Annotated in this window: 17 protein-coding genes; 6 read left to right on the top strand and 11 right to left on the bottom strand. The window is 37.4% G+C overall.

The features are described 5' to 3' along the window. Positions 1-624, bottom strand: a 624-nt coding sequence (locus tag DNK84_RS01260; RefSeq protein WP_328587415.1) for an aromatic amino acid transport family protein, incomplete at its 3' end; no start/stop codon positions are given. Positions 625-811: 187 nt separating this feature from the next. On the opposite strand from DNK84_RS01260, the gene ndk reads away from it, so the two are divergent. Continuing rightward, the gene (gene ndk / locus DNK84_RS01255) at positions 812-1,237 is read left to right on the top strand and encodes a nucleoside-diphosphate kinase (RefSeq protein ID WP_119342765.1); all 426 of its coding nucleotides are present in this window, start codon (positions 812-814) and stop codon (positions 1,235-1,237) included. A gap of 42 nt (positions 1,238-1,279) precedes the next feature. On the opposite strand, the gene DNK84_RS01250 is transcribed toward ndk, so the two are convergent. Beyond that, the gene (locus DNK84_RS01250; RefSeq protein WP_119342764.1) at positions 1,280-2,599 is read right to left on the bottom strand and encodes a UDP-glucose dehydrogenase family protein; all 1,320 of its coding nucleotides are present in this window, start codon (positions 2,597-2,599) and stop codon (positions 1,280-1,282) included. A gap of 169 nt (positions 2,600-2,768) precedes the next feature. On the opposite strand from DNK84_RS01250, the gene DNK84_RS01245 reads away from it, so the two are divergent. Next, positions 2,769-3,719, top strand: a complete 951-nt coding sequence (locus tag DNK84_RS01245) for a ligand-gated ion channel (protein WP_119342763.1) — start codon at positions 2,769-2,771, stop codon at positions 3,717-3,719. 168 nt (positions 3,720-3,887) lie between these two features. Beyond that, positions 3,888-5,336 (top strand): sugar porter family MFS transporter, encoded by a 1,449-nt coding sequence (locus DNK84_RS01240; protein ID WP_119342762.1) that lies wholly within the window; start codon positions 3,888-3,890, stop codon positions 5,334-5,336. A gap of 274 nt (positions 5,337-5,610) precedes the next feature. Here the strand turns inward: DNK84_RS01240 and DNK84_RS01235 are convergent, their stop codons facing one another. Continuing rightward, positions 5,611-6,315 carry an SDR family NAD(P)-dependent oxidoreductase gene (locus DNK84_RS01235; protein WP_119342761.1) on the bottom strand — a complete coding sequence of 235 codons (705 nt, stop codon included), beginning with the start codon at positions 6,313-6,315 and terminating at the stop codon, positions 5,611-5,613. A 219-nt stretch (positions 6,316-6,534) separates the two neighbouring features. Continuing rightward, entirely contained in the window at positions 6,535-7,827 is a 1,293-nt protein-coding gene (locus DNK84_RS01230) for an adenylosuccinate synthase (protein ID WP_119342760.1), read from the bottom strand. Between the two features lie 163 nt (positions 7,828-7,990). Between DNK84_RS01230 and dtd the strand changes: the two genes are divergently transcribed. From dtd to DNK84_RS01215, 3 genes are all read left to right on the top strand, one after another. After that, entirely contained in the window at positions 7,991-8,428 is a 438-nt protein-coding gene (dtd, locus tag DNK84_RS01225) for a D-aminoacyl-tRNA deacylase (RefSeq protein WP_119342759.1), read from the top strand. Between the two features lie 2 nt (positions 8,429-8,430). Continuing rightward, a complete protein-coding gene (tyrA, locus tag DNK84_RS01220) occupies positions 8,431-9,273 on the top strand; it encodes a bifunctional chorismate mutase/prephenate dehydrogenase (RefSeq protein WP_119342758.1) in 843 nt (280 codons plus the stop codon). Positions 9,274-9,337: 64 nt separating this feature from the next. Continuing rightward, entirely contained in the window at positions 9,338-10,171 is an 834-nt protein-coding gene (locus tag DNK84_RS01215; RefSeq protein WP_119342757.1) for a helix-turn-helix transcriptional regulator, read from the top strand. Between the two features lie 51 nt (positions 10,172-10,222). On the opposite strand, the gene DNK84_RS01210 is transcribed toward DNK84_RS01215, so the two are convergent. The 7 genes from DNK84_RS01210 to DNK84_RS14575 form a co-directional block, all read right to left on the bottom strand. Next, positions 10,223-11,407 carry a glycoside hydrolase family 16 protein gene (locus DNK84_RS01210; protein WP_119342756.1) on the bottom strand — a complete coding sequence of 395 codons (1,185 nt, stop codon included), beginning with the start codon at positions 11,405-11,407 and terminating at the stop codon, positions 10,223-10,225. Between the two features lie 44 nt (positions 11,408-11,451). Beyond that, positions 11,452-12,351, bottom strand: a complete 900-nt coding sequence (locus DNK84_RS01205; protein ID WP_162902142.1) for a helix-turn-helix transcriptional regulator — start codon at positions 12,349-12,351, stop codon at positions 11,452-11,454. 199 nt (positions 12,352-12,550) lie between these two features. Next, positions 12,551-16,516: an RHS repeat domain-containing protein gene (locus tag DNK84_RS01200; RefSeq protein ID WP_119342754.1), complete on the bottom strand. Its 3,966-nt coding sequence runs from the start codon at positions 16,514-16,516 to the stop codon at positions 12,551-12,553. A 99-nt stretch (positions 16,517-16,615) separates the two neighbouring features. After that, positions 16,616-17,710, bottom strand: coding sequence for an RHS repeat-associated core domain-containing protein (locus tag DNK84_RS01195; RefSeq protein WP_119342753.1), 1,095 nt, complete (start codon positions 17,708-17,710; stop codon positions 16,616-16,618). Between the two features lie 14 nt (positions 17,711-17,724). After that, complete coding sequence (locus DNK84_RS01190; RefSeq protein ID WP_119342752.1) at positions 17,725-18,750, bottom strand: hypothetical protein; 1,026 nt, start codon at positions 18,748-18,750, stop codon at positions 17,725-17,727. 25 nt (positions 18,751-18,775) lie between these two features. Beyond that, positions 18,776-23,872 (bottom strand): RHS repeat domain-containing protein, encoded by a 5,097-nt coding sequence (locus DNK84_RS01185; RefSeq protein ID WP_119342751.1) that lies wholly within the window; start codon positions 23,870-23,872, stop codon positions 18,776-18,778. 527 nt (positions 23,873-24,399) lie between these two features. After that, on the bottom strand, positions 24,400-24,582 hold a 183-nt coding region (locus tag DNK84_RS14575), incomplete at its 5' end, for a hypothetical protein (protein WP_208123226.1).

Raw genomic sequence — 24,582 nt, 5'->3', positions numbered from 1 at the left:
GAGATGTCTACTCGACAAACCAAATGAGGTGGTTAAAATAGGAAAAGCATACCAGGCATAATTCACACCAACAGGTGCCTGTGTTAATAAATTTTGCTGCACATGCGGAATAACAAATATAACAAGCCCGATAAAGCAAAGTGCTTTTAGCGTGAAAAACAATTTATTTAACTGATCAACCACCAAAGTACCCAAATAAACAACAATGCCTAACACCAGGGTAAATACCAAGGCTCCATGCCAATTTAGTGAGCGTGAAACAATATGAAAGACATATTGATCAACTAAACTCCCCCCCATGGAGATGTAAGCTGTTGTTAACGAGTAAAGCAACAACAGATACGCCACCCAGTTAACAACCTGACCCGAACGCCCTAATGTGTTTTTTGCCATGGTGTTAAGATCTGCCGATAATGGTTGGCGCACATTTACCTCAACGATTAACATCGCCGTTGCCAACATCACAAGCCATGTCACCAAAAGCAATATTACCGCGCCAAAAAAACCAACGGCTGCAACTGCATAAGGAATTCCAAGCATCCCAGCACCAATTGATGTTCCTGCAATGATTAATATACCACCGAGTTTTTTCATCGATGAAACATTTTGCTCAACCTGCTCCATTATCCCCTACATTCAAATCATTCATAACAACCGAACTGACATAATAACTATTTACTTTTCGTTATTCAAAGCTTTTCATTCACGTGCAAAAGTAAAATAATCAATAACACTTTGATTTACTTGCATTTAATTGACACGTTTGTATAATCCCTTGACAAAATTCAACGTAAAAACATAAGGGAAAATCATGGCTATCCAAAGAACACTTTCAATTATCAAACCTGACGCAGTACAAAAAAATGTTATCGGTGAAATTTACAGCCGATTTGAAAAAGCGGGCTTAAAAATTATTGCTGCAAAAATGGCACACTTATCCGAAAAAGAAGCAGGTGAGTTTTATGCAGTACATAAAGAACGTCCCTTTTTTAAAGATCTTGTTTCTTTTATGAGCTCAGGACCGGTTATGATTCAAGTACTTGAAGGTGACAACGCAATTGCTAAAAACCGTGAATTAATGGGTGCTACAAACCCTAAGGAAGCTGCCAGTGGCACAATTCGTGCCGATTTTGCACAAAGCATTGATGCAAATGCCGTTCATGGCTCAGATGCTGAAGATACTGCAAAAACTGAAATTGCTTATTTCTTTAGCGGTCTGGAGACCTGCCCACGTTAATTATAAATTTTACCAACAGGCTACATAATAACTACAAACTAATTAGCGGCCAATTGAAATGTAGTCAATTCCTTTTGCTGTTAAACGCGCTTTATCATATAAATTTCTCCCATCAAAAATAACAGGCCTGGCCATCTTCTTTTTGAGCACATCAAAATCAGGACTTCTAAAGCTCTGCCATTCAGTGACGACAAAAAGCGCATCTACACCCTGTAACGCTTCATAAGCACTTTCTACTAATTGGTAGCCTTCATTTGACTGATACACTTTAGCAAAACTTGTCATCGCCTCAGGGTCATAAGCATTTACTTTCACACCATGCTGCCATAGCTTTTCAATCAACACACGAGCAGGCGCTTCACGAATATCATCCGTATTTGGTTTAAAAGCCAAGCCCCACACAGCAACCGTTTTACCTTTGATATCACCATTAAAGTAATTAAAAAATTTCTCAAATAATACTTCTTTTTGATCATCATTCACATCATGCACGGCTTTTAGCATTCTTGCATCATAGCCATATTCCTTGGCAGTTTGTGATAATGCGCGAACATCCTTTGGAAAGCATGAACCACCATAACCACAACCTGCATAAATAAAATGATAACCAATGCGACGGTCCGCACCAATACCAACACGAATTTTTTCAATATCCGCACCCACACGCTCTGCAACTTGGCTCATTTCATTCATAAAGCTTATTTTTGTTGCCAGCATGGCATTGGCCACATATTTAGTCATCTCAGCCGAACGCACATCCATCACCATTACGCGATTTTGATTTGGATCAAATGGCGAGTACAACTGGCGCATGATATCGGCTGCTTTTTCCGAATTAGCACCAACGATAATACGATCTGGATGCATACAATCTGCAATTGCGTCACCTTCTTTGAGAAATTCAGGGTTTGACACCACATCAAAGTCTAACTGCTTACCCCGTTGTGCCAACACATTCAAAACGGTTTCGGTCACTTTATATTCAGTACCCACAGGCACCGTAGACTTATTGACAATAACTTTATAGTCATTCATGTTCTCAGCAATGGTTTTTGCCACCTGTAAAACATATTTCAAATCAGCCGAGCCATCTTCATCTGGTGGTGTACCAACAGCAATAAAAATCACCTCTGCATTTAAAATTGCGTCTTTGGGGTCAACACTAAATGTCAAACGCCCATCGTTTAGGTTTTTTCTAATAAGATCATCAAGGCCAGGTTCATAAATAGGCGAGATTCCCTGCTTTAAATCATTAATTTTCTTTGTATCAACATCGATACAACAGACATGATTTCCCATTGCCGCAAAACATGTTCCAGTCACTAACCCTACATAACCTGTACCAAAAATTGCTATTTTCATTGTGTCCTCAAAATATTCTTCCGCCAAAGAATGCTTTGACGGTTTCTACATCTTACTGCTTGCTATATATATCACAGTTTACAAGATACATAAACAGCTCTTGCAACTCCCCTTTAGTATTTTTAACTATACTTGACAAAACACAGAGCAAAAAATCAGTAAAGACATCATGAAAAACACCTTGATTACAGCCATTTTATTGCTGATTGCGACCTTTGGGATACAAACAAAAGCTGTGGCTTCACAAAAAAGTGCCGAAAAAGTGGTTGTTGGCGCTTATATTTCACATATTTACAATATAAACCTACAAAAAAAAACCGTCTCTGTGATTTTTTGGCTTTGGTTTATTTACCCCAATGAAGAATTTAATAATAATGTAATCGATATTATCAATGCTGAAAACAGCGTTATCATGTATCAAAATAAAGAACAATTAAGTAACGGTAGCACTTTAAAACAATATAAAATACGTGCTACATTATACCAGGACTGGGATTTCAAAGATTTTCCCTTTAGCACACAAAACATCGCGCTTATCATTGAAGACAGTGACTATCCTGCTGATAATTTGCAATTTACTGCTGATAATACGCATTCTGGTATCGATCATACAATCCCCGTAAGCGGTTGGCTTATTGGCTTGCACTTTTGGCAAATAAACAACTATCATTACGCAACAAGCTTTGGGCAACCAGAGCGTCATGGCACCAGCGAATACTCGCGTGCTACCTTTTCTGTACAGATTTCTCATAATAACATTCGCACTTTTATTCATATATTTGGTATGCTTTATCTTGCCTGCTTTCTCGTGCTTTGTATGTTCTTCGTGCCAATACCTGATATTAAAAGTCGTTTAGCACTTAACTCTGCAGCAATTTTTGCCGTGGTTGGCAGCAAAATTTCCACCGATGCGATCTTACCTCCTGCCTCAACCATTGGGCTTGTGGATAAGATACAACTTAGCACGCTTCTCTTTATGATCATCACCTTGATTGTGATGCTGTTGAATTATTATTTACACACCAAAAATAAAAGACTTGCGCATACGGTCAATGTAATTTTTGCTATCATTACCACAACGTTTATTATTACAGCCAATCTGTTCTTTATTTACAGCTAAGCCCCAAAAACCCGGCCACTTAAACGCACTATCTGAACCCCAAAAGAACTCACCTACTTACAGATTAAATTTTTTATTTTACAGCAATGTAACTGATTGACAAAAAAATAATTAAGGCGGAAAATAACAACGCAAACTTTAACATTTAATCTGAGGGGAGTAATACAGATGAAAAATGTTCAGACAAAAAACACACAATATCAAAGAATCGTTTATATGATCTGTCTGATCGGTGCATTAGGCGGTTTATTGTTTGGTCTTGATCAAGGATTTATTGCAAATTCATTATCAACCATTGACCACGTTTACACACTTAATATCTCCCAAGGGGAAAACTATTCCGCCGTGTTAGCCTGGGGCGGGATTCTTGGCGCATTATTAAGTGGACTTTTTGCTCGTACACTTGGTCGTAAAAAAGTACTGGTTTTAGCCGGCTTCTTATTTTCAGTTTTATCCTTTGTTTCAGCTTTATTACCACCACTTGCCATTTTGGTTGCTTGCCGCTTTGGCCTTGGCTTTGCTGTTGGGGTTGCTTCTTTTACTGTGCCCCTTTATCTGTCAGAAACCGCGCCAACTTCTATTCGCGGTGGCATGGCAACGCTTTTTCAATTAATGATCACCATCGGTATTTTCTTAATCGCGGCAACCAATGTGTTTATTGCGAAAATACTCGGGCATACAGAAATATCCCTACGTTTAATGTTTGCCGTTATTCTTATCTTTGCGTTTGTTATGTTCTTAGGCAGCTTATTCTTACCAGAAAGTCCAAGGTGGCTGATGCTTAAAGGCAAGCATGATAAGGCGCTTGATGTACTTAATAAAGTGCGCTCCAGTAAAGAGGAAATACAAAAAGAAGTCGCTGAGATCAAAGAAAGCATTGCGGTTAACCAAGGAAGTGGCGCGGCTATGCTTACCAAAGGCTTTTTTTGGAAAATACTGCTTGTTGGCGTTGTGCTTCAGATGTTCCAGCAGCTTGTTGGTATTAATATGATGATCTACTATGCGCCAACAATTTTTGGCTATGCAGGCATGACAGGGCTTATCGCATTATTAGCAATCCCAACCGTCAATATGCTATTTACTTTCCCTGCGGTAAAATGGATTGAAAAATGGGGTCGCAAAAAATTATTATACTTTGGTGCTGTCATCATGATGGTTTCGATGTTCTCAGCCGGCTTTGCCTTCCTGTCGATCCATGAAAGCGGCCCTAGCAGTATTACAAATGCCGTATTGCTTCTTTCTGCTATCGTTTATATTTTTGGTTTTGCCTGCTCCTGGGGACCTGTTGCCTGGGTAATTTGTGCTGAGATATTCCCACTTAAAGGACGTGAAATTGGTATGACAGTAACGACCATGGTCAACTGGACATTTGCAGGCCTTGTAATGGCTAATGCATTAAGCTTTATGAAGGCTTATGGAAATTATTCAATCTTCTTTGTCTTTGGCGGGTTTTGTATTCTCTCAATGGTCTTTTTGAAGTTTTTTGTTCCAGAAACAAAAGGGGTGAGCTTAGAGAAAATCGAGAAAAACCTGGAAGATGGTGTACCACTTAGACAGCTAGGCGACACAGAATCCACACCACAAGCACCTGTTCAAACGGTACCACAATCAGCTTAGATTTTGACTTTTCTCGTTGCAATATAACGATAAATCGCCTCATCATTTTTATAAATCTTTGATTCTAAATACGCACTATAAACAAGTTTCACTACATGTGCCTTATCTGGACTCATGGCAATCGCTATTAACACAGAAAATTGAGCGCCTAACACGCTTAAAAGACCAACTGGGATTTTGTATCGGTTGCGGTTGTCTCTCCTTAGATAAATGCCAATTATTCAACCCAGATGATCAATTAGGAAAAAATCAAGATGGTTCGCTTTTATAAATATTATGTTGGAAAAATATCTGTCTGGATATCTAAAGTCTCAACTGCGGCATTTGCGCCAGCTTTTAGCAAGAAGTCAACTGCATTGGTAATATCCCTGGTTGTCATTTTCTTATTATTATCCACATTCATCTGTGCGGTCATATCCGTATCAATCATACCAGGGCAAATTGCGGTCACTTTGACATTATAGGGTGCCAGCTCTTGTCTTAGAGCCTGATTAAAACCAATGACTGCAAATTTCGACGCCGCATAACCACCAGTACGAGTTAAAGCACGCTTACCTGACATGGATGAAAGATTGATGATATAACCCTTATTTTGTGCTTTGAGTTTGCGGCCAAAAATTTGCGCCACACTGAAAAAACCTTTCACATTCACATCAATCATGTGTGAAAAATCATCATACTCTAATTCCAGTGTGCCCATTTTTGCTACCCCTGCATTATTAAAAACAACATCAACTTCTCCTGCTTCCTGTGCAATATTTTGAAGCTTTTGGTAAGCTTGCGCGCCTTGTGATAAATCAACCGCATAGCTGTTGATTGAAATATTATGGTTTGTTTGTTGCAGTTTACTCTTTGCCTTTGACAAACCATTACTATCTCTGGCAATTAACGTTAAATGATAGTTATTTTGTGCAAAATATTCAGCAACGGCAAAACCAATACCGCGTGATGCCCCTGTAATAACAGCATGCTTTTTCATTTTATTTCCTTTTCATTTATATAAAACCTCAATAAACTATAAAGGAAAGACTTCGGAAGTTTCAATGCAATAACAAGCAAGAAAAGGATAAATTTATTGTACTGGTAATGCTTTAGGCTGCCAACAATCATCACGTGAATCATCGCCAAGCGACGATGACGTTAATACACTTTTAGTAATCACAATGAAACGGATCGTGTTTTGTTGGCCTATAAGTATTTAAAAGACATTTTTAACGATTATATTTTGATCACGCTCAGGCCCTGTTGAAATAATATCAACGGGAACTTTAAGATAATCTTCAATAAATTTCACATATGCACGCGCCTGAACTGGCAGCTTACTGTAATCTCTTTGATCAAAACTTGCAGTCTTCCATCCTGAAAGCGTTTCATAAACCGGTTTGCAACGCACATAATCTGCATTGTCATATGGCGGGTACTCAACACGCTTACCATCTAACTCATACGCGATACAAACCTTGATTTCTTCTAATCCATCCAGGACATCAAGCTTAGTCAAACAAATTGAGGTAATGCTGTTGATTTCAATCGCACGCTTTAAAGCCACTAAATCTAACCAGCCGGTGCGACGTTTTCGACCTGTAACTGTACCAAACTCACAGCCCTTGACCCCCAGATGCTCACCTACTTTATCAAAAAGCTCAGTCGGGTAAGCGCCACTGCCAACACGTGTTGTATAAGCTTTTGTGATACCAATCACCGCATCAAGATAGCAAGGCCCAAAGCCAGCACCAGAAGAAACAGTTCCTGAAACCGTATTAGAGGATGTCACATAAGGGTAAGTGCCATGATCAATATCTAAAAGTGTGCCTTGGGCACCTTCAAAGATAATTTTCCCTTTTGCCTTACGAATTGCATTTAATTCAGCCGAAACATCTGTAATCATTGGCAAAATTGTTTGCGCATATTCTTGCAATGTTTGAAAAGTTGCATCCACATCAAATTGCTCAGCGATATTATAATAATGTTTTAACGTGAAATTATGTAAATCTAATAAGATTTTTAGTTTTTGTTTCAGCTTTTCTGGATGGCGAAGATCTCCAATGCGAATTGCACGCCTGGCAATCTTATCTTCATAGGCAGGCCCAATACCACGCTTTGTTGTACCAATTTTCTGATCACCCAGCGCTGCTTCTCTTGCTTCATCCAATGCAACATGAACTGGCAAAACAATCGGGCAGGCTTCACTGATGCGAAGTCTTCTTAATACAGGCACACCGCGATCAATTAATTCATTCATCTCAGCAATCAGCGCCTGTAGAGAAACCACCACACCATTGCCAATAAAGCTTTTGACACCATCATGCAAAATACCAGAAGGAATTAAACGAAGCTTGGTCACTTCACCTTTGATCACAAGTGTATGTCCAGCATTGTGCCCGCCTTGAAAGCGTACAACTGCATCGGCTTTATCCGTTAAGAAATCAACGATTTTACCCTTGCCTTCATCACCCCACTGGCTTCCCAAAATGACAATGTTATGATTCACAAATTTACCTCACGTTAATAATTACAGTAGCATGTTAGTCATTTTTATTTCACTTGACAAACAAAATGGTTATTTTTCTTGAGCACGGAACAAAAAGAATATTTCTTTCAAGCTGAAAAAAACGTATGCTTATCACTAATTACAAGAAATCTATTAAAACTAAATGCTTTCACTTATTCAGCGTGTCAGTCATGCGCATGTTTCAGTTAATGATAAGATCATTGGACAAATAAACAAAGGCATTATGGCGCTTGTATGTATTGAAGAAAATGATGAACAATCGCATTTTGAAAAAATGGCACATAAACTTCTCAATTATCGCATTTTTGAAGATGCCCAAGGCAAGATGAATCTTGGCTTAAAAGACATTGATGGCGGCTTACTTCTAGTACCGCAATTCACCTTAGCTGCTGATACCAAAAAAGGCTTAAGGCCAAGCTTTTCTCATGCATGTCCACCAAAAATTGCCACAAAAAAATTTGACCAGTTTTGCCAACTTATTGCCAAGCAACATCAACTCGTTGCACATGGAGAATTTGGGGCAAACATGCAAGTCAGCTTAACCAATGACGGTCCAGTTACTTTATGGCTTAAGGTATAAATATGTCAACAATCACCCAACAAAAACATATTTGTATTATTGGTGGCAATGGTGCTATGGGGCAAATGCTTTATCAATTTCTTTCTAGCCTGCCCAACTACCATATCACTTGCTTTACTGAAGCTGACTGGCAAACACCACAGGAAAAACTGGCAAAGCAAGACCTGGTAATTCTTGCCGTACCGATTGCCAAGACAATTGATATTATCAATCAAGTAAGCCAATATATCACACATAAAACAATTTTAGCCGATATCACCAGCATTAAATCAGCACCTTTACAAGCAATGCTTAAAGCACACACAGGCCCTGTACTTGGACTGCACCCTATCTTTGGCCCAAGCATTGCCAAAGCAGACAAACAGGTTATCGTCTACTGTCATGGCCGCTTACAACACGCTTATCAATGGTTTATTGATGATTTGTCTCGTTTACATTTCATCTTAAAAGAGATGACGGCGGATGCGCATGATCTGGCAATGACGTTTATTCAAGGAATCGAGCATTTTACAACATTCTGTGTTGGCTTGTTTCTTAAAGAAAACCATATCGATGTCGATACACTTTTATCACTATCAAGCCCTGTTTACAAAATGGAGCTCAACATCATTGGCCGACTTTTTCACCAGGATCCAAATCTTTATGCCGATATTATCGCCTCAGATAAAAATCGCCTTGATATGATTCAGGATTATGTCAATTTAATTCAAGAACAAATACAGCGTCTTCAACAAAACAATGGTAAGGCAGATTTTATCAACACATTTAATGAGATTAAGCAATGGATGGGGCCATTTACTGAAAAAGCCTATAATGACAGCGATAAAATGCTTGGGGTAAAATAAGTCTTGACCCTCCCCATAAAAATCATCAATAATTTATCTAGAGCAAAATAGCCTAGCACTTCCAATGGACTGCTTAATAAAACCAACTGAAAAATTTTCCGGTATCGTTAATTATATCAACGAGCAAATTGCTTTTGCTAATCTCAAATTAGCACAAATCAATATCCGGCAAAATAACTATAGTGTTCCTATCCACGCCTCCATAGGCTCTGCAGAAAAATATTTCACTTCTTCGTTTTTCAAACACCACAGTCCAATTCTTCATTATAACGAAATATGCTCAGGGCTTTATCATAATGACGATATTTATGGGATTGGTTTTAATAAGCGCATGTCGGAGCTTCTAAAAATAGATAATTACAATCGTTATATGTACATATCATCTATCAACAACTTTAAGATAATCTACCAATATAGCTATTTGGACTATCGTTGTGCGCTCTCTCAAAAACAATTACTTCCTCTTCAGAGCTTATTTGAAATAATAGATAAGTATTTTATTGAAAATAATATAATAATAAGAAGTTTTGATACTTTTTGTAGCGAAGTATATAAAGAGGGCACAAGCCAAAAAGCTACAGCCACTCATGATATTTCTTTAAAAACCTACACAACCTTTTTCCCATTTCGAGGAGACTTAAAACTACCTGATAGGCAAAAACAAGTGGCAAAGTACATTTATTTAGGATGCACAACAGGTGAAATATCAAGGCGCATGAATATCTCAAATAACACAGTTAATACATATATAGAAATTATCAAACAAAAGTTTAAATTAAACAGCAAAAGAAAAATTATGGATTTTATCCGCCAATATCCGTTTGTATTAAACCATGAAATAAGAATAGATGATATTAATTTAGATAATACTTTCATTCTTGACGCCGACGCCAAGTAATTTTTTTTAAAACGATTCATACAAGACTATGAATGACGCCAAAATTTATGCTTAGGTTAGTGTGCACTTAGAAGGCCCTGTATATGGATAAACTCTCACATAGTTAACTGAGAATGTTGCATGGCTTTTCCCTAATGGTCCAAACCCGCCAGATGGGTAAGAAAAAGGCACTTCTGTACTTAGAATAATATATTCTGGTGCATGAGATACAGGAACAGAACCAGGAGAGCGTGATGTTTTATGACCATCTACATACATTGTATAGCCACATGGTGTCCATGAAATTGCAACAAGGTGAAATTTAGAGTTGTCTAAACTGCTGTTAGAATGGTCACTTCCCCAGGACTTTTTGTACTTACCGTAACCATTCCAATGAAAGGCTTGATCGTAATGATTTTTCTTAGCACCTGCAGTATGCTCAAAAACATCCATTTCAAGGCCTGAGCCTTCGGGATCATGGGGGTTTACCCCCATGGTAGGAGATTGAATCCAAAATGCCAGTTGCACATGCGGTGTATAATGAAAACGTATTGAAGCTTCCCAATATCCATACTTATACAAAAAGCCTCTACCAGATTTAGACGTCCCTGTTGAAATCATACCACAATAATTTGCTACTTTCCCATTAGATAGCTTTTTTGAATAAGTTGTTATCGTTAAATAGCCATTATTAACACTTACGGCATCTTTGGTATTAATACAATGATTGCGCTTTCCTAAATCTCTATAGTTCCAATTTTGTTCATTAACTTGGTTACCACTAAAATTTTCTTCAAAAACAGGCGTTTTGCTAAAATATGAGTGAAAGTGAACAGTTGCATTGTGGTTACTGGCATCCTTTTGGGAGTTTGGCGCTAAACAATTTTTCCCACTAGAACCGCAAGAAGCATTTACGCTTAGTGTTCCATCATAGTCTATTGTTGTTATCCAACCAGAAGCACTTAATTTATGCTCAAAAGAAAGTGTGTTTTTTGTGCCTGAAGCTGTGTCTGAAACCTGAAAATCAGCAATTTGTGCGCCATCTCTAAATCCATCATCATGAATTTTATAAACTCCATTTTGCCCAGGCGCCAGCGTAATTGCCTTTGAAGGGGCTTCCGTCATATGCTTGGTCTTCCCTGGTGTAATGACTAATGTATCCTGAGAGTCATTATAAATATATAAATCCCTATCTGCCTGCGCAAATACTTGCGCGCTTATTATTAAGGTAAGTAATAGTAATAATATTTTCATCATTTAACACAATCCTCTGATATTTTGGCTACTGCTTGATACACCACTTACAAACTAATGGCACTCCTCGAACACTTATTTTTTCCCACTGACTTCTCATGTTCATCAAAGTCAGCATCCTCTGTCGTATACCCATAGTCTCTAATAAGAAACTTATTCTCTCGAATAAAATTTGCAATACCAAGCTTTGAGTTCACATTGAGCTTATTTCTTAAAATCTCAATATAAGAGACTACTGTTGTTTTGGAGATGCCTAAAATATTTGCAATTTCATCTATAGACTTGCCAAAATAAATCAGTGTTGCCACTAATTTTTGCCGCTTTGTAAGCCTACAAACATTTTTATTAAAAAAATTTTTATATACTTGGAAAATACGCTCCTCAGAAAGAAATGTATTACGTAAATAGCCAGATGGTTTTAACCATTTGACATCAACCAAATGGTTAAAAATATGATCATAATCATAGTTAAAACAGGTTAAAATATATTCAGTTATAATGTTGACATGATCTTTGGCTTGCTCAATATTCCTACTTTTTTTAATATGATAACCAAATACAAATATGACTTTAGATTGCTGATATTTCCTAACACATATTATAAGGTTGCATTCTTGCTCCACTATACCTAAATATACTTCACAAAAATTATTACCTAGATACGCATTGTTAATGTAAATCCCCGTTTCTAATTCCTCATAATTTATTCTTAGCATACCCTCTTGAAAAAAGCGTGAGGTATAAAATTTTTCGGCCGCACTTAAGTGATAGAACACAGAAGCAGTGTTCTCTTTTTTTCTTAGATTCACCTGAAATAGAATAAGATCCAGATTTTCTATTCTTTGATTGAGTTTACGTATTGAATTGCTATACATCTTTGTTGGATATAAAAGTTTTTCCAAAATCTTTTGATTCAAGATAACACCTCCAATATTATTATCTACCACCCATAAGCCATTTTCTGTACTTCCTGCTTTGCCTTGTGTGTGCTCTTGATAACTTGAATTTTGGTAATAGTTCCAACGATTACCTGCAATCCAATTCACCAAAATCTTCGCAAAGCGCTTTGCAACTAAACACCGAAAAGTGATTCACAAGTGGCATACCCCCTTGAAAGCTCCTATAAAAAGTTAGTTTATACTTGTACTACGGTTTTACAGAGAGCGCTAATGCAGCAATACGATTAGGACCCTCCATCAAGAAACTCGTGAGATTATCACCATTATTAATTGCTGTCATAATATCACCCCTATAATAATAGCTATCTGTGCTTTGAGAATCTGTTGCAGAAGTATTCGTTGATGTTACCGTGCGGTGCGCCATCAGCCCAGTTGCATAATAATCATAATTTAATTGCGTATTTTGTGATGGAATACTTACACTTACAAGCTGGCTTAACGCGTTATAGTGATAGTTCTTCCCGCTGCCATCCGTCACTTGATCACCATTTTTATTATACGTGAAATTTACAGTTTGACCATTTTTTGTCAGGCTTAACAGCTGATCCATAGTATTATAGCTGTAAGTTGTTTTTACACCATTTTCTGTTTTTTCTAAAATATTGCCATTTCCATCATAAGCATAAGAGATTTGCGTACTTGGTTGACCAGATATTAATGGTGTTGTTTTTTCCAAAGTCAGTTGATTTAGGGCATTATAAACATAGTCTTTCGTCTGATTTAAATTTGGATCATTCGGACTTAGTGCAGATGTGGTGACAGTCTGCGTTAACTGCCCCAATGCATTAAAGTAACGCTTCACGTCAAGTAGCACTTTACCGCCATTTTTCGGTGTTGTTCTAATAAGCTCTACAGGATGCCCAAGACCATCAACATGGTTTTCCTCTGTATACTGACCCACAACGGTTTGTGAAACCAATGCGCCTTTCATACCATTATCATCAACACCATAATTGAAGTTTAATTGATTGCCATCCATAGAAATTGATAGTGGACGGCCATGATCATCATAGCTATATACTGTCTTTTGACCATTAACATCTGTTAATTCAACCGGCAGACCTAACGCATTATAAGACGTGCTGCTTGTCTTACCATCCGGATAGGTCGTGGACAATAATTTTCCTGATAAATCATAGTTAAAATTCATTATCTGCCCATCATAATTTGTAGAGATCAGGTTTGCATCTTTATCGTATGTGTAACTAATGCTATGATCTTTTCCATCCGTATTATCATGCCAGTACATCTTGGTTTTATTCCCATCATTGTCATATTGAAAATAAATAACTGTACCATCACGGCGTGTTTTGGAGATTAAATTTCCATTAGCATCGTAAGCAAACTTAACAACACCGCCAAGCCTGTCCGTATCACTGATAACCTTGCCGTTGTTATCATAACCAAACTTATCTCTTGTAACAACAAATTTCCCAGAAGGCGTGTTAATTTCCTTGGCTGCCTGCAATGTATCATCCAATAAATCTTTAGTCAAAGTCTCCTGCTCTGTCGTCTCCCCTTGTTGAAAGATTATTTTAGATACCTTGTTATCTCCATTATAATACCGTGTCGTTTTATTTAATAAGATGGGAGAAGAAAGCGCAAATGACTTTCCATCAGATGAGTTTAATAGCTGATAGTTGTCTTGTTCAACAAGGTTTCCATCACCTGTATATAGAGATTCCTGCATAATTGCATAACCAGGGTTATTCTTATTGGCTGGGTTTGGATAATTTATTTGCTTTAAAGGTTTTTGGTTCGCATTATAATAGGTCTCTTTAATCAAATTTTTATTGGTGTATGACTTAACCAGCATATCTGCATAATCATATGTCATACTGATGGTATTGCCAAAGGCATCTGTTTTCAATATCGGCTGGCCAAAAGCATTGTATTGCGTTGTATTGACATTACCAAAACCATCTGTTGTTTTAGTCAGGTTACCAAAACCATCATAGCTGTTTGTTTGCTGTAATATAAGCTTGGTTGGATTTTGCATATCCGTGGTGGCATACTTACTTATTTCATTCCCTGAAACATCATAATCTACTTTTGACTCAAATCCTAAGGGCGATTTTTGAATAACTGAGCTGACGCCATCAATATTATCAAGATAACAGGTAGTCACAGTATTACCATTAGGCATTGTTTCTGTTAACACGCGACCGTCTAAATCATACGTATATTTTGTCACATTGCCTAATGCATCTTTTTTACTTGTCACAAGACCTGTAATTGTATCTTTCGTTTCACTTGTTGTATTACCATCTGGATCTGTAGTCGTAACAGTCATTGCCTCAGTGTCTGGATCATATTGATAAGCCGTGCTTGTTTTAATTTTTTGCACCCCCTCATGCCCTGTCTGCATCCAAGACAATGTATTAGACGTAAGCTCCCCGTGGCTGTCATAAGTATTGCTTTGCATTTTCCACGGCTGACTATCAACAAAATACCTAGATGAGTCAACCACTTTATGATCACTGCTTAATGTATTATCTGTCGTTTTTTGCTGATACGAGTCTGTCAGCGGGTTATAGGTTTCTGTAACTGAGGTTAACGGCTGGTTATATTGATAATCAAACGTTTGCGTCATTGAGGATACTTTAATCAATTTACCTACTACAGGATTATAATTATATGAGGCAGCGTTAATGGTATTTCCATAATCATCATAGCTTTTTATTGTTTTAGATAATAACCGATAATTACCGGATTGTGTCGCTTTTTTATTATGCGTTACATCATTATCTTTCACATAACTATCAACCTCAATTGGTTGACCATAATTCACAGTACGATCATGATAACTGCTTGTTTGTGGATAGGTATAAAGCGTTTTAAATGTTGGATGGTTAATATCATCATTTGCCGCATAGCTATCAGATTCTAAAAGGCGGCTCATCGAATCATAAATCATACGGGTTTTATGATGTTCTGCTTCACCTGTTGATGGATTTACTGCCATATCATCTGAGATGACATTATATCTAAATTTCGTATTATCACTGTCCATTAGATTATCACTACCCTGGTCACTTAATGCATATTGCGGATAACCCGTATAATTATAGTCACCAATAGCAGAATAATATGTCGTATCTAGAACTTTCTTGCTGCTACTGTTTAAGTGAACTAATTTTGATACCGCATTAATATTCTGTGATTTTCGATTTGCATCAAGATATGGCAGATTACTATAGTAAACCTGTGTTTCAAGTCCACTTGGATATTTGATATCATTTATTTCATTAATACCATTTAAATAAATGTAGCTTAAAGAAGTGACTTTGCCCAGTGGATCAATATAACGCGTAAGCTTTGACCCTCCACCAGCACTAGATGCATATTCAAGTATATAAGTCACCTGGTTACCATGACCATCAATCGCACTTACCGTAATTTTTCCAGACGCGTATGAAAAACTATAACGCTGTCCTAAACTATCGATCACATAGCTAAGCTTGTTATTTTGCACACCAGATTTTTCATTTTCATAAAAATAGCTGATATAGTTATTAAACCGATCTGCATTAATCAATAGTTTACCGGAGGCATCAAAGTATTCTTTTGAGCCGTCAGGAAAGCTTAGCAGATAACTGTAACGCCTTGAATCATTATGCACAAAATCTGGCAGTGCCTGTTGAGGCACTGCTGAAAATTTCACACCATGTTGATTTAGATACTTAAGTCCACTTTTATAATGTGTGCTGTCTTCCCAATTATAATCAACACTATAAGCACTTCCTGATACGGTTACTGACTTATTAGGTACGATGTAATCAATATCATATTGCCAGCCATCGGGTAACCCAAGCATCCCCTGATTAAGGCTGGAAAAACTGATCTTCAGCTGTTGTGATAAGTAGCCTTGAAACGTAAGAAGTGACAAATTAACGTTAAATGCCCTTGTGGCAGGATTCACTGCTTCCTGTAAGAAGTTAATGCTTTTTTTATTAGCCTCTGAACCATGATAAGCACTTTTAGCGTTCTTATCCTGATCAGTACTTCGGTCAAAAGCTTGATTGCTTACCAATTTTTTGTCATGAGCATTTTCACCTTGTATCATTTGATTTTGCGCATAAACCACGCTTGATGTGCTTATCATGATAGCACTAATCGCTACTACTATTTTTTTGAATTTCCCAAGACCCATTTCTTCTACTCCTGTTCAACTATTTTAAACTTGGTTTTAAACTATGCTATCTAACGTATGTATACTCAAAAATGGTTATCATAAGATAGCGTTGATTGCTTAAAGAAACTCCGCCGCCACCGCGGCAACAGACTCGAATTCTGCTTGTCCTTCTCCAATTCCTTCTACTGCGTTTACTTCATCAACTGGACCTTCTGGCGCTCTTTGACCTCTTTGAGCAGCGGCTCTTGCTCTTACGTCGTCGTTAATCGCTTGTTGATCCAATTGATAACCCCGTGGTTCTACCAGCATACCATTGTTCTCACTTGCCGTCATTTCTCGGTCTCTCCCTAAGAGCCTCCTGATGACGTTTCGCCTAAACGCACCTTTAATTCGAATCCTGACTCCATTCGCCATGTTGTAGCTATCCCAGTCTATATTGTTATTAACAAACTCCCATTCAGGCGGATCATAATAACTTTTAGCCGTTGCCGCTACACTAGGCAACACAAAGACACCCAGTATACCAAGGTTGATTATTGAGCTATTTTGCATCATAAGCTGTGGTGCTAATACCGGCAACATTGTTTGTGCCATAAAAATACCGCCTAGCACAAAAGAAGTTGCACCTGCCATAAAACTACGGTTTATAAGCATTTTGGTCATACCGTAGCCTGCTTGCGCTGCACCCAATGAAAAAAAAGCAGCCCCTGTTGGGGTTGAGTATACACTCTGCCAAAAGCGCGCAAAGGAGCTATGGGTAAAATTCCACCACCCTGCTGATTCATGACCTGTTGGATCCGTATAGTTTATCGGGTCTCCTGCTGTAAAAGCATACTTATTCCATATATCAAGCTTGCTATCACGTGTTAAAAAATTGCCATTTAAAGCATACCATCTGGCTCGAAGATATAAGGTGGAAACTTTCGGGTCATCATATTCACCATTATATAAAAAACTTGTATCTGGTGAGGGATCACGCTGATACTTAGCAAATCCATAAGCACTATAATCAAAGCTTTGAGGCTGTATTGAACTATATTTTTCAGCAGTTTGCCCAGGCAAAAACGCCTTGATACTCTTACCATTATCTACATAATAAAATGTCTTAACAAGTTTTACCGATTGATTGTTACTTTGAGCATAGGTAAAATTTATCGTGAAAATAATGCATAGAAAACATAAACTCAATATTCGGTTAATATGTTTACCCATTTTTTTCTCCAAGGTTAAGAGATTGATGCATCATATATAATATAAATATCATTTTGCCCTTTGGGATACCCACTAGGGCAGAATCCTGATGGACAGCTAAGCTCTGTACTATAAGTGACAGCAGCATGATAAGGGCTTATTGTCCAAGATTTTGGTTGGGTAGCAGAAGTAGAAATTTCCAGTGCCGGGCGATATGATGTTATATCATCTTGAGCATCATATACTTTTTGCATAACCTGCGTTGAGTGACTAAGACCTGATGACAAATTTTTAACTGTAATCGTCAATCCTGTATTACCTAAATACCCCTCGTTATCTGTACTAAAGCTTCCAAAACTCTGAGAACAAGCCATATTCTCATTATTTTGAAAAACAATGTTCCTTGTATCTTCAACACCATTAGATAAGCTTGTTTTATCACCAGCAGTTAGTGTGTCTAAAAACCCAGACCCCATATTTATGGTTACTGCCCACGCTTCATCGGGTTGAGAACCATTCTCTTCATAAACACAGACATATACATTTTTTGCCTCTGTATTAATCTTTCCAATATCAAAATGGCCATTATGATGATTTCCCTCTAATGACTTTAAATCACCAATTACCAAACCATGATCATAGGAGTCATTTTCAACTTTTAAGACACCTACTTTCATATCACCACTACCCCACTGTTTAAATTTCAGCGTCCCAAACCGGTACCACTTCTGTGATTTGCTGTCTCCGACCTCGACTGGACAAGTTATATAATGCTTATTAGATGGACTATCATAATATGAGACAGCAAACCCTGGCATCCCTTTTTCCTGTTTTCCCCACGTGTCACCGGTACTATTTGGTTTAATATTCTCAAGCAATCTGTAATTACTTAGAAAGTGCATATGATCCCACATAGAGTAATAGCATTTATTTATGTCAATCCTTATATTGGCACTTAGATTATTATGAATATACTCAAAGCGACGAGTTCCAATATTCACTGAGGCTAAGGCACTACCAAATAAACAAACTCCCAAAATACTAACTGCTAACTTCTTCATGACCATCTCCTATATTTGTTTTTTATTAATTATGCATTTCATTTGACCATACATGCTCTACAAACGGGATCCCTTGCTCAAACAGCGCTCCTGATGCTTCAAATAATATAAAGCCCTTGACTGCAAAACCATTTGCGCCCATTAAAAAGGCTCCTGGGCCTTCAAGCGAGGTCACCCCCGTACCCACCATGACGTTCTGCCCTAATTGTGCTAATGTGCTTTTACTTGTAAAATCAGCACTTGTTAGCAAATCATAAGTAATTGAGCGGGTTGCTTCCATTGCAAGCCCCCTGCCAGCGAAGTATAATGTTGAAAACCCCACCTTTGACCAGGAAAAACTATAATTTTCACCGAATGAGCTAGCAATGCCAGCATAAATCTTACCTCCTAAATAACCTGCTACCATACCAGATACCAATCCTGCCATAATAGCCTGTGCCTTATTGGGGTTATTATTGTTTAAAATCGCGTTAGCTAAGCCTTCTGTACCATTATCAATCATCCCAAAAACAGGGGCATACTCTGGGATAATAAAGCCAAGCGCACCAGCAAATGATGCACCCAAAGATAGTGCCAAAGAAGCTATAGCCCTTCCACTATGATACTGTGGATTAAAAATGGCTTGCGCTATAGCAGGCACTACATTAAACCCGGCCCAAATGGCCAAGGCACGCTCGGGTTTTATTTGTTGTAATAACGTTTTTGCAGATTCCTCGTCTTCTTCTTGACCTAGGGAGGCTCCCTTTGGTGCTTGGTTTTGCTCGCTAAGCCCTTCTTTAATAACTGAATAGGCTAAAGCAACACCAGAAACTATGCCTAAAACGCTTCCAGCTGTTGTAAGCCCTTTATTATGTGTGATTTTTCCAGTCATTGTTAATATAGCAGAGATGCCAATACCTACACCACCAACCCAAATTGGTAACTGAGGAAACTCAGGCAAATGTCCACTTGGATCTTCCATTTCTAATGGATTATCTCCGATAATATAACGATTCCATACGGAAACATCATCACGCGCACTAAAACGAGCCGTTGCAGGATTGTACTCGCGCCAGCCAAATAAGCTTCGATGAGAAACAGGGTCTGTATAACCGCCATTATAACCAAAGCTATTATCTTGAATATCATGGACTAAACTATGCGCACCTGCTGTATTTATTTTCCCATAAGCACTAAAGTCCAGGCTCTGAATAAAGTTAAGATCCCCTTGTATATAAGACATAACCAGATTATTATTTTTGCCATCGTTTACTAAATAGCTGGTTTTCTGCCCAGCTATATTTGCAATAGGCTGATCACCGACCATTAGGTAATTATTTTCTATATTACTATCATCGATTGCACTTATCTTGCCATCATGATAATAGAAGGTTTTTACATCGCCAGCTGTTTGTCGCCTAGCAAGCTTACCTGTAGGATAATAGGTATAGTGAATATCTGTATTCCCAGTCAAAACATCCGTGACCTGGCCTAAAGTATTATATTGGAAATAAGTATTGATACCATCAAAAATCTGGTTACCGTTTTGATCGTATTGAGGGTAATAAGTACTGCCATTTTTGGTGATGCTGGTTAGCTCATCAACCTGGTTATAGGTATAAACCGTATCATTCCCCTCATTATCTGACTTTGATAAGATGTTGCCATTTACATCATAATGGTAATGCGTCTCTGTCTGCTTATTTGCATAACTTGCTTTTTCATCAATTAAGCGATAAAAATCATCATAAGCATACTGCTTCACAAAATTTAATGACGGATTTTCAGGTTGAACTCCAGAAGACATTTTAACCTGTGTTATCAACCCGTCATTATCAAACACCTGCGTTTTATCTTCAAGTACATCTCCAGATAGTGTTGTCGTTTTAAACCTAACGTTTTGACCAAAACCATTATCATTGACACTTTCTGTATAAAGATTATCGATTGTTTCACTTAATACTGAACCATAAACGTTATTCTCATCAGGGCGCTCAACATCACTGTAATTAATGATGACTGAATGGCTCGCATTAGTCAGTTTTTTTAATTTGCCATTTGTATAATATTGATACGTTGAAATATCACCATTCACACCTTTTTCCTGAATGAGTTGACCTAGATCATTATATGTTCTTGTTTGTGTTTTACCATCAGGATAAGTAATAGATAACAGCTGACCGCTAACACTATATTGATAATGAATCGCCTGACCATCAAGTGATACACTCACCAAATGATTGTCTTTATCATAGCTATAAGAAATAGCATGCTGTACTTGCCCATCTTCCCAAGATTTTTTGATTAAATTTCCATTTTTATCATAACTAAAATAAATACGATGACCATCATGCTGTGTTTGTGCAATTTTATGATGATCAGCATCATATTGATATGTTTCTATTTTCCCCGCCCGATCTATAATTTTAATCAAATTACCACTTTGATCGTAGGAAAAAGAATCTGATCTTATCGATTGACTTTGCCCATTTGTATTTAATGATTTGACTTTATCAAGCACATTCCCTGTAAGATCATAGCGCTGTGTGATGAGCATTGAGCTATCATTATGATCAAAGCGCTCTTGAGATACTTTACCATCAGGATTATAGCTTACAGTGATACTATCAATGCTTTTAAGGCTGTTATTTTCCAAAATGCTATGGCTAACTTGAACAAGCTGCCCAGCACCGTCATAAAGCCTTGTTTCTATTTTTTCATAATGTGGGCTATATGGGTTGTGGCTATTGGGATATTCAATTATTTTGATCGGTTGTTTGTCGCTGTTATAAACTACCTTTTTTCTTAAAATCCCATTAACTGTAAGCGTTTGAGAATTATCCACATAGTCATAACGCACTTCAGATACATTACCATCACTATCAACAGTTTTTACGGGCAGCCCTTGGTCGTTATAGTCAATTTTTTTACTATTACCAAGTGCATCCTCTAATAAAACAGGCTCTCCAAAACCATCATATGTCACTTTGCTATTGACAATAATTTGAGCGGAATTATTGGGATTACTGTTACTTGCGCTTGTAACAACACGACCCATTGCATCTAATGTTTTTATGCTAACACTACCCAGCTCAGAGCGCATAATCTTTTGATTAATGCCATCTTTGCTATATGTTTTATAAGTATAAGTAACCATATTGCCATTGGGGAACATAATTTGGGTTAAACGCCCATCAAGATCGTATTTGTACGTTGTCTTATTACCTAAATTATCTACAGAAGACAGCAACAATCCCGTTGTTAAATCATAAATTTTATCACTTTGATTATTCAACGCATCAATACTGACAACTTTTAAGGTTTTCGCTTGATTGTCATAAATATATTGCTTCTTTACGGTTTTTGTTTGTATTCCTTGGTGCCCTAGTGCACTCCAAGAAACTGTACTCCCGGTATTCTTGCCAAAGGCATTATAAGTGTATTTAGCTGTTTTCCAAGGTGTTTGGTCTTTACCATAAAAGCGATCAGTTTGAATAATTTCCTTATCATCTGCAGATAGCGTATTTTTCTTTGACAGCGTGTCAAAATCCTGAGTCAACGGATTTAGGTATTGCGCTTCATAAGTTATTAATAAGTCATAATGCGAATCATAGCTTTGATTAATCTTTGATTCCAGGGTTTCAATATTTTTTGTTCTATCGTAAATGTAGTGTAAGGATGATATTGTATTGCCGAAATCATTATATTGATAAACATCTCTTGCAAGCTCTACATACTTTCCATGCAACGGATCATAAAGCATCTGTGTAATTGAAGTAGGCGAATTTGGGTGTGTTGCATATTTATATTCACCATGATAGTCATATTGATAAACTTGTTTAAAATAAGGCTGTGTTGGACTGTCATTTTCCCTGTAAAGATCCTGCTCAACAAGCTGACTCATGCCATTATAAACAGATCTTGTTTTTCTTAATACATCATTACCCGTTTGCGCATCCACTGCTTTTTCCGTCACAGTAACGCTATAGCTAAAATTTGGATGGTTATCGCGTAAATTATCCTGAAAATGACTAAACACATAGCTTGGAAAGCCCGTATAATTATGCGCACTAAACTCATAATATGCCTCGTGCAATTTTTCTCCTGATGCCCTGTCATACATGATCACATTTTTAACAGCATTTAGCGCGTACTGCTGATTATCTACGCCTATATAAGGTAAACTTTGATAAGCAATATCTGTTTTTAGTCCATCTGGTGCATCCACTTCACTTAACAGCGTTTGACCTAATCTTTGTGTGTAATGATAATAAGTTGTCAGCCCTAATTCATCTGTATAGCTTTGAACTCCCTGCTGTGTAAAGCTGATTACTTGCTTATGCGACTGATGTGCACTATCAAAAAATTCAATTGCTAACGTATTATTTTCGCTGTAAATAAAATTAATATTTTGGCCATTACTATTGCAAATCAATTTAAGATAATTGTTCTTAGCACCAACGTTTGGTTTTGTATAGTAATATTGTATATAATTGCCAAAACGATCATCTTGTGCTAAAAGTTTCCCCGTGGAGTCAAAGTATTCATGGGAGCCATCTAAAGCTGTAATAAGGTATTTATATTGGCGCTTATCATTATAATTCAGAGGAAAATTTGTATTTTCTGGCATCTCTTTGAAAGAATACCCATGGATATTAAAATATTTAAGGCCTGATTTGTAGTGAGTATGATCTTCCCAACCATAATCAATCAAATAATTACGGCCTTTGAAATTTACGACATGCTCTTTAGATGAAATAGAATCAATATTAAAGCGCCACCCTATAGGTAAGCCAAGATTACCACTACGATCACTTTGATAATTAATACTAAGATTTAAAGATAGATTTCCATGCATTTGAACAATAGGAACTGATAAATGCAGTACACCTGTTGCTGGATTTACTTGCGTGCTATTGCCTGAAATATTTTGTGCTTCAGATCCTTTATACGCATCGCTTGTATCCATTTTTAAAGCATTTGTTTTTTGGGCTGAGCTTTTGTATAGCAATTTAATACTTACATTGTGCTTGGCTTTTGCATGATCCATACCAAGGTATTGGTATTTACCACCAGCAAAATTGTAATTTGGAGCAACGACCAGCGATGAAGACAAAAAAACTAATAATATTTTCTTTTGCATAAAGATCACTCCCCCTTGAATGATAGTTTTATACTTGCCGTTGTTACGTCCATTAAATTAACCCAGCTATATACCCAAATTACAATGCAACCAATGGCTACCCTTGCGGTCTGATATTATATACCCCTTTTCACTGCCAATAATACCCTATAATATTTACCTAATTTACGGTGACTTATTACAATCACTGGTAAAATAAAAGACACATTCCTGTATTAAATATAAAGGCTTATTAACTGAAGTTATGCACTTTCAGGAATTTTGTCGTGCTATTGCGCAAGAAACCTCTTTACAAAAACAATGACACTTAAAATCAATAAGTTTCCACTAATCCTTGGGGTTATATGCAAACTTTGCCATCCGTGCTTGGCAAGCGTAGCTGTTACTAGAAGTGTGCATCAACGTTATCCTCGCTTGGCGAGGATCCACGTGACAATCGTAAGTAACTAAGATAGTAATGGCCAAAACCAAAAGCTATCTTTTAGGTTTTCTGCAATTGGATCAGCCTTTGCATACGGCCCCAACCGTTATTGCTGAGGAACAAATCTTGCATGGACAGCCGCCAAGCGGCTGTGACGGATGAGGTGATATACAAAAATATTCTCAGTGCCATCATTCCCGAAAAGCAAGGCTTTGGCGGGAATCCACGCCAGAACATTGCTTACCCATAACGGTTTGTGATGGGTATAGGTTAATGGCACTAAGTTAAG

The organism is Facilibium subflavum (assembly GCF_003574485.1).
Lineage (GTDB): Bacteria > Pseudomonadota > Gammaproteobacteria > Francisellales > Francisellaceae > Facilibium > Facilibium subflavum.
This window is presented reverse-complemented; position numbering and strand designations above follow the sequence as displayed.

Bases quoted from the DNA above. Each gene is read 5' to 3' on its own strand.
- DNK84_RS01250 (WP_119342764.1), bottom strand. From the start codon at position 2,599: ATGAAAATAGCAATTTTTGGTACAGGTTATGTAGGGTTAGTGACTGGA.
- DNK84_RS01185 (WP_119342751.1), bottom strand. From the start codon at position 23,872: ATGCAAAAGAAAATATTATTAGTTTTTTTGTCTTCATCGCTGGTCGTT.
- tyrA (WP_119342758.1), top strand. From the start codon at position 8,431: ATGTCAACAATCACCCAACAAAAACATATTTGTATTATTGGTGGCAAT.
- DNK84_RS01195 (WP_119342753.1), bottom strand. From the start codon at position 17,710: ATGGGTAAACATATTAACCGAATATTGAGTTTATGTTTTCTATGCATT.
- DNK84_RS01215 (WP_119342757.1), top strand. From the start codon at position 9,338: ATGGACTGCTTAATAAAACCAACTGAAAAATTTTCCGGTATCGTTAAT.
- DNK84_RS01190 (WP_119342752.1), bottom strand. From the start codon at position 18,750: ATGAAGAAGTTAGCAGTTAGTATTTTGGGAGTTTGTTTATTTGGTAGT.
- DNK84_RS01200 (WP_119342754.1), bottom strand. From the start codon at position 16,516: ATGGGTCTTGGGAAATTCAAAAAAATAGTAGTAGCGATTAGTGCTATC.
- DNK84_RS01210 (WP_119342756.1), bottom strand. From the start codon at position 11,407: ATGATGAAAATATTATTACTATTACTTACCTTAATAATAAGCGCGCAA.
- ndk (WP_119342765.1), top strand. From the start codon at position 812: ATGGCTATCCAAAGAACACTTTCAATTATCAAACCTGACGCAGTACAA.
- dtd (WP_119342759.1), top strand. From the start codon at position 7,991: ATGCTTTCACTTATTCAGCGTGTCAGTCATGCGCATGTTTCAGTTAAT.
- DNK84_RS01235 (WP_119342761.1), bottom strand. From the start codon at position 6,315: ATGAAAAAGCATGCTGTTATTACAGGGGCATCACGCGGTATTGGTTTT.
- DNK84_RS01240 (WP_119342762.1), top strand. From the start codon at position 3,888: ATGAAAAATGTTCAGACAAAAAACACACAATATCAAAGAATCGTTTAT.
- DNK84_RS01245 (WP_119342763.1), top strand. From the start codon at position 2,769: ATGAAAAACACCTTGATTACAGCCATTTTATTGCTGATTGCGACCTTT.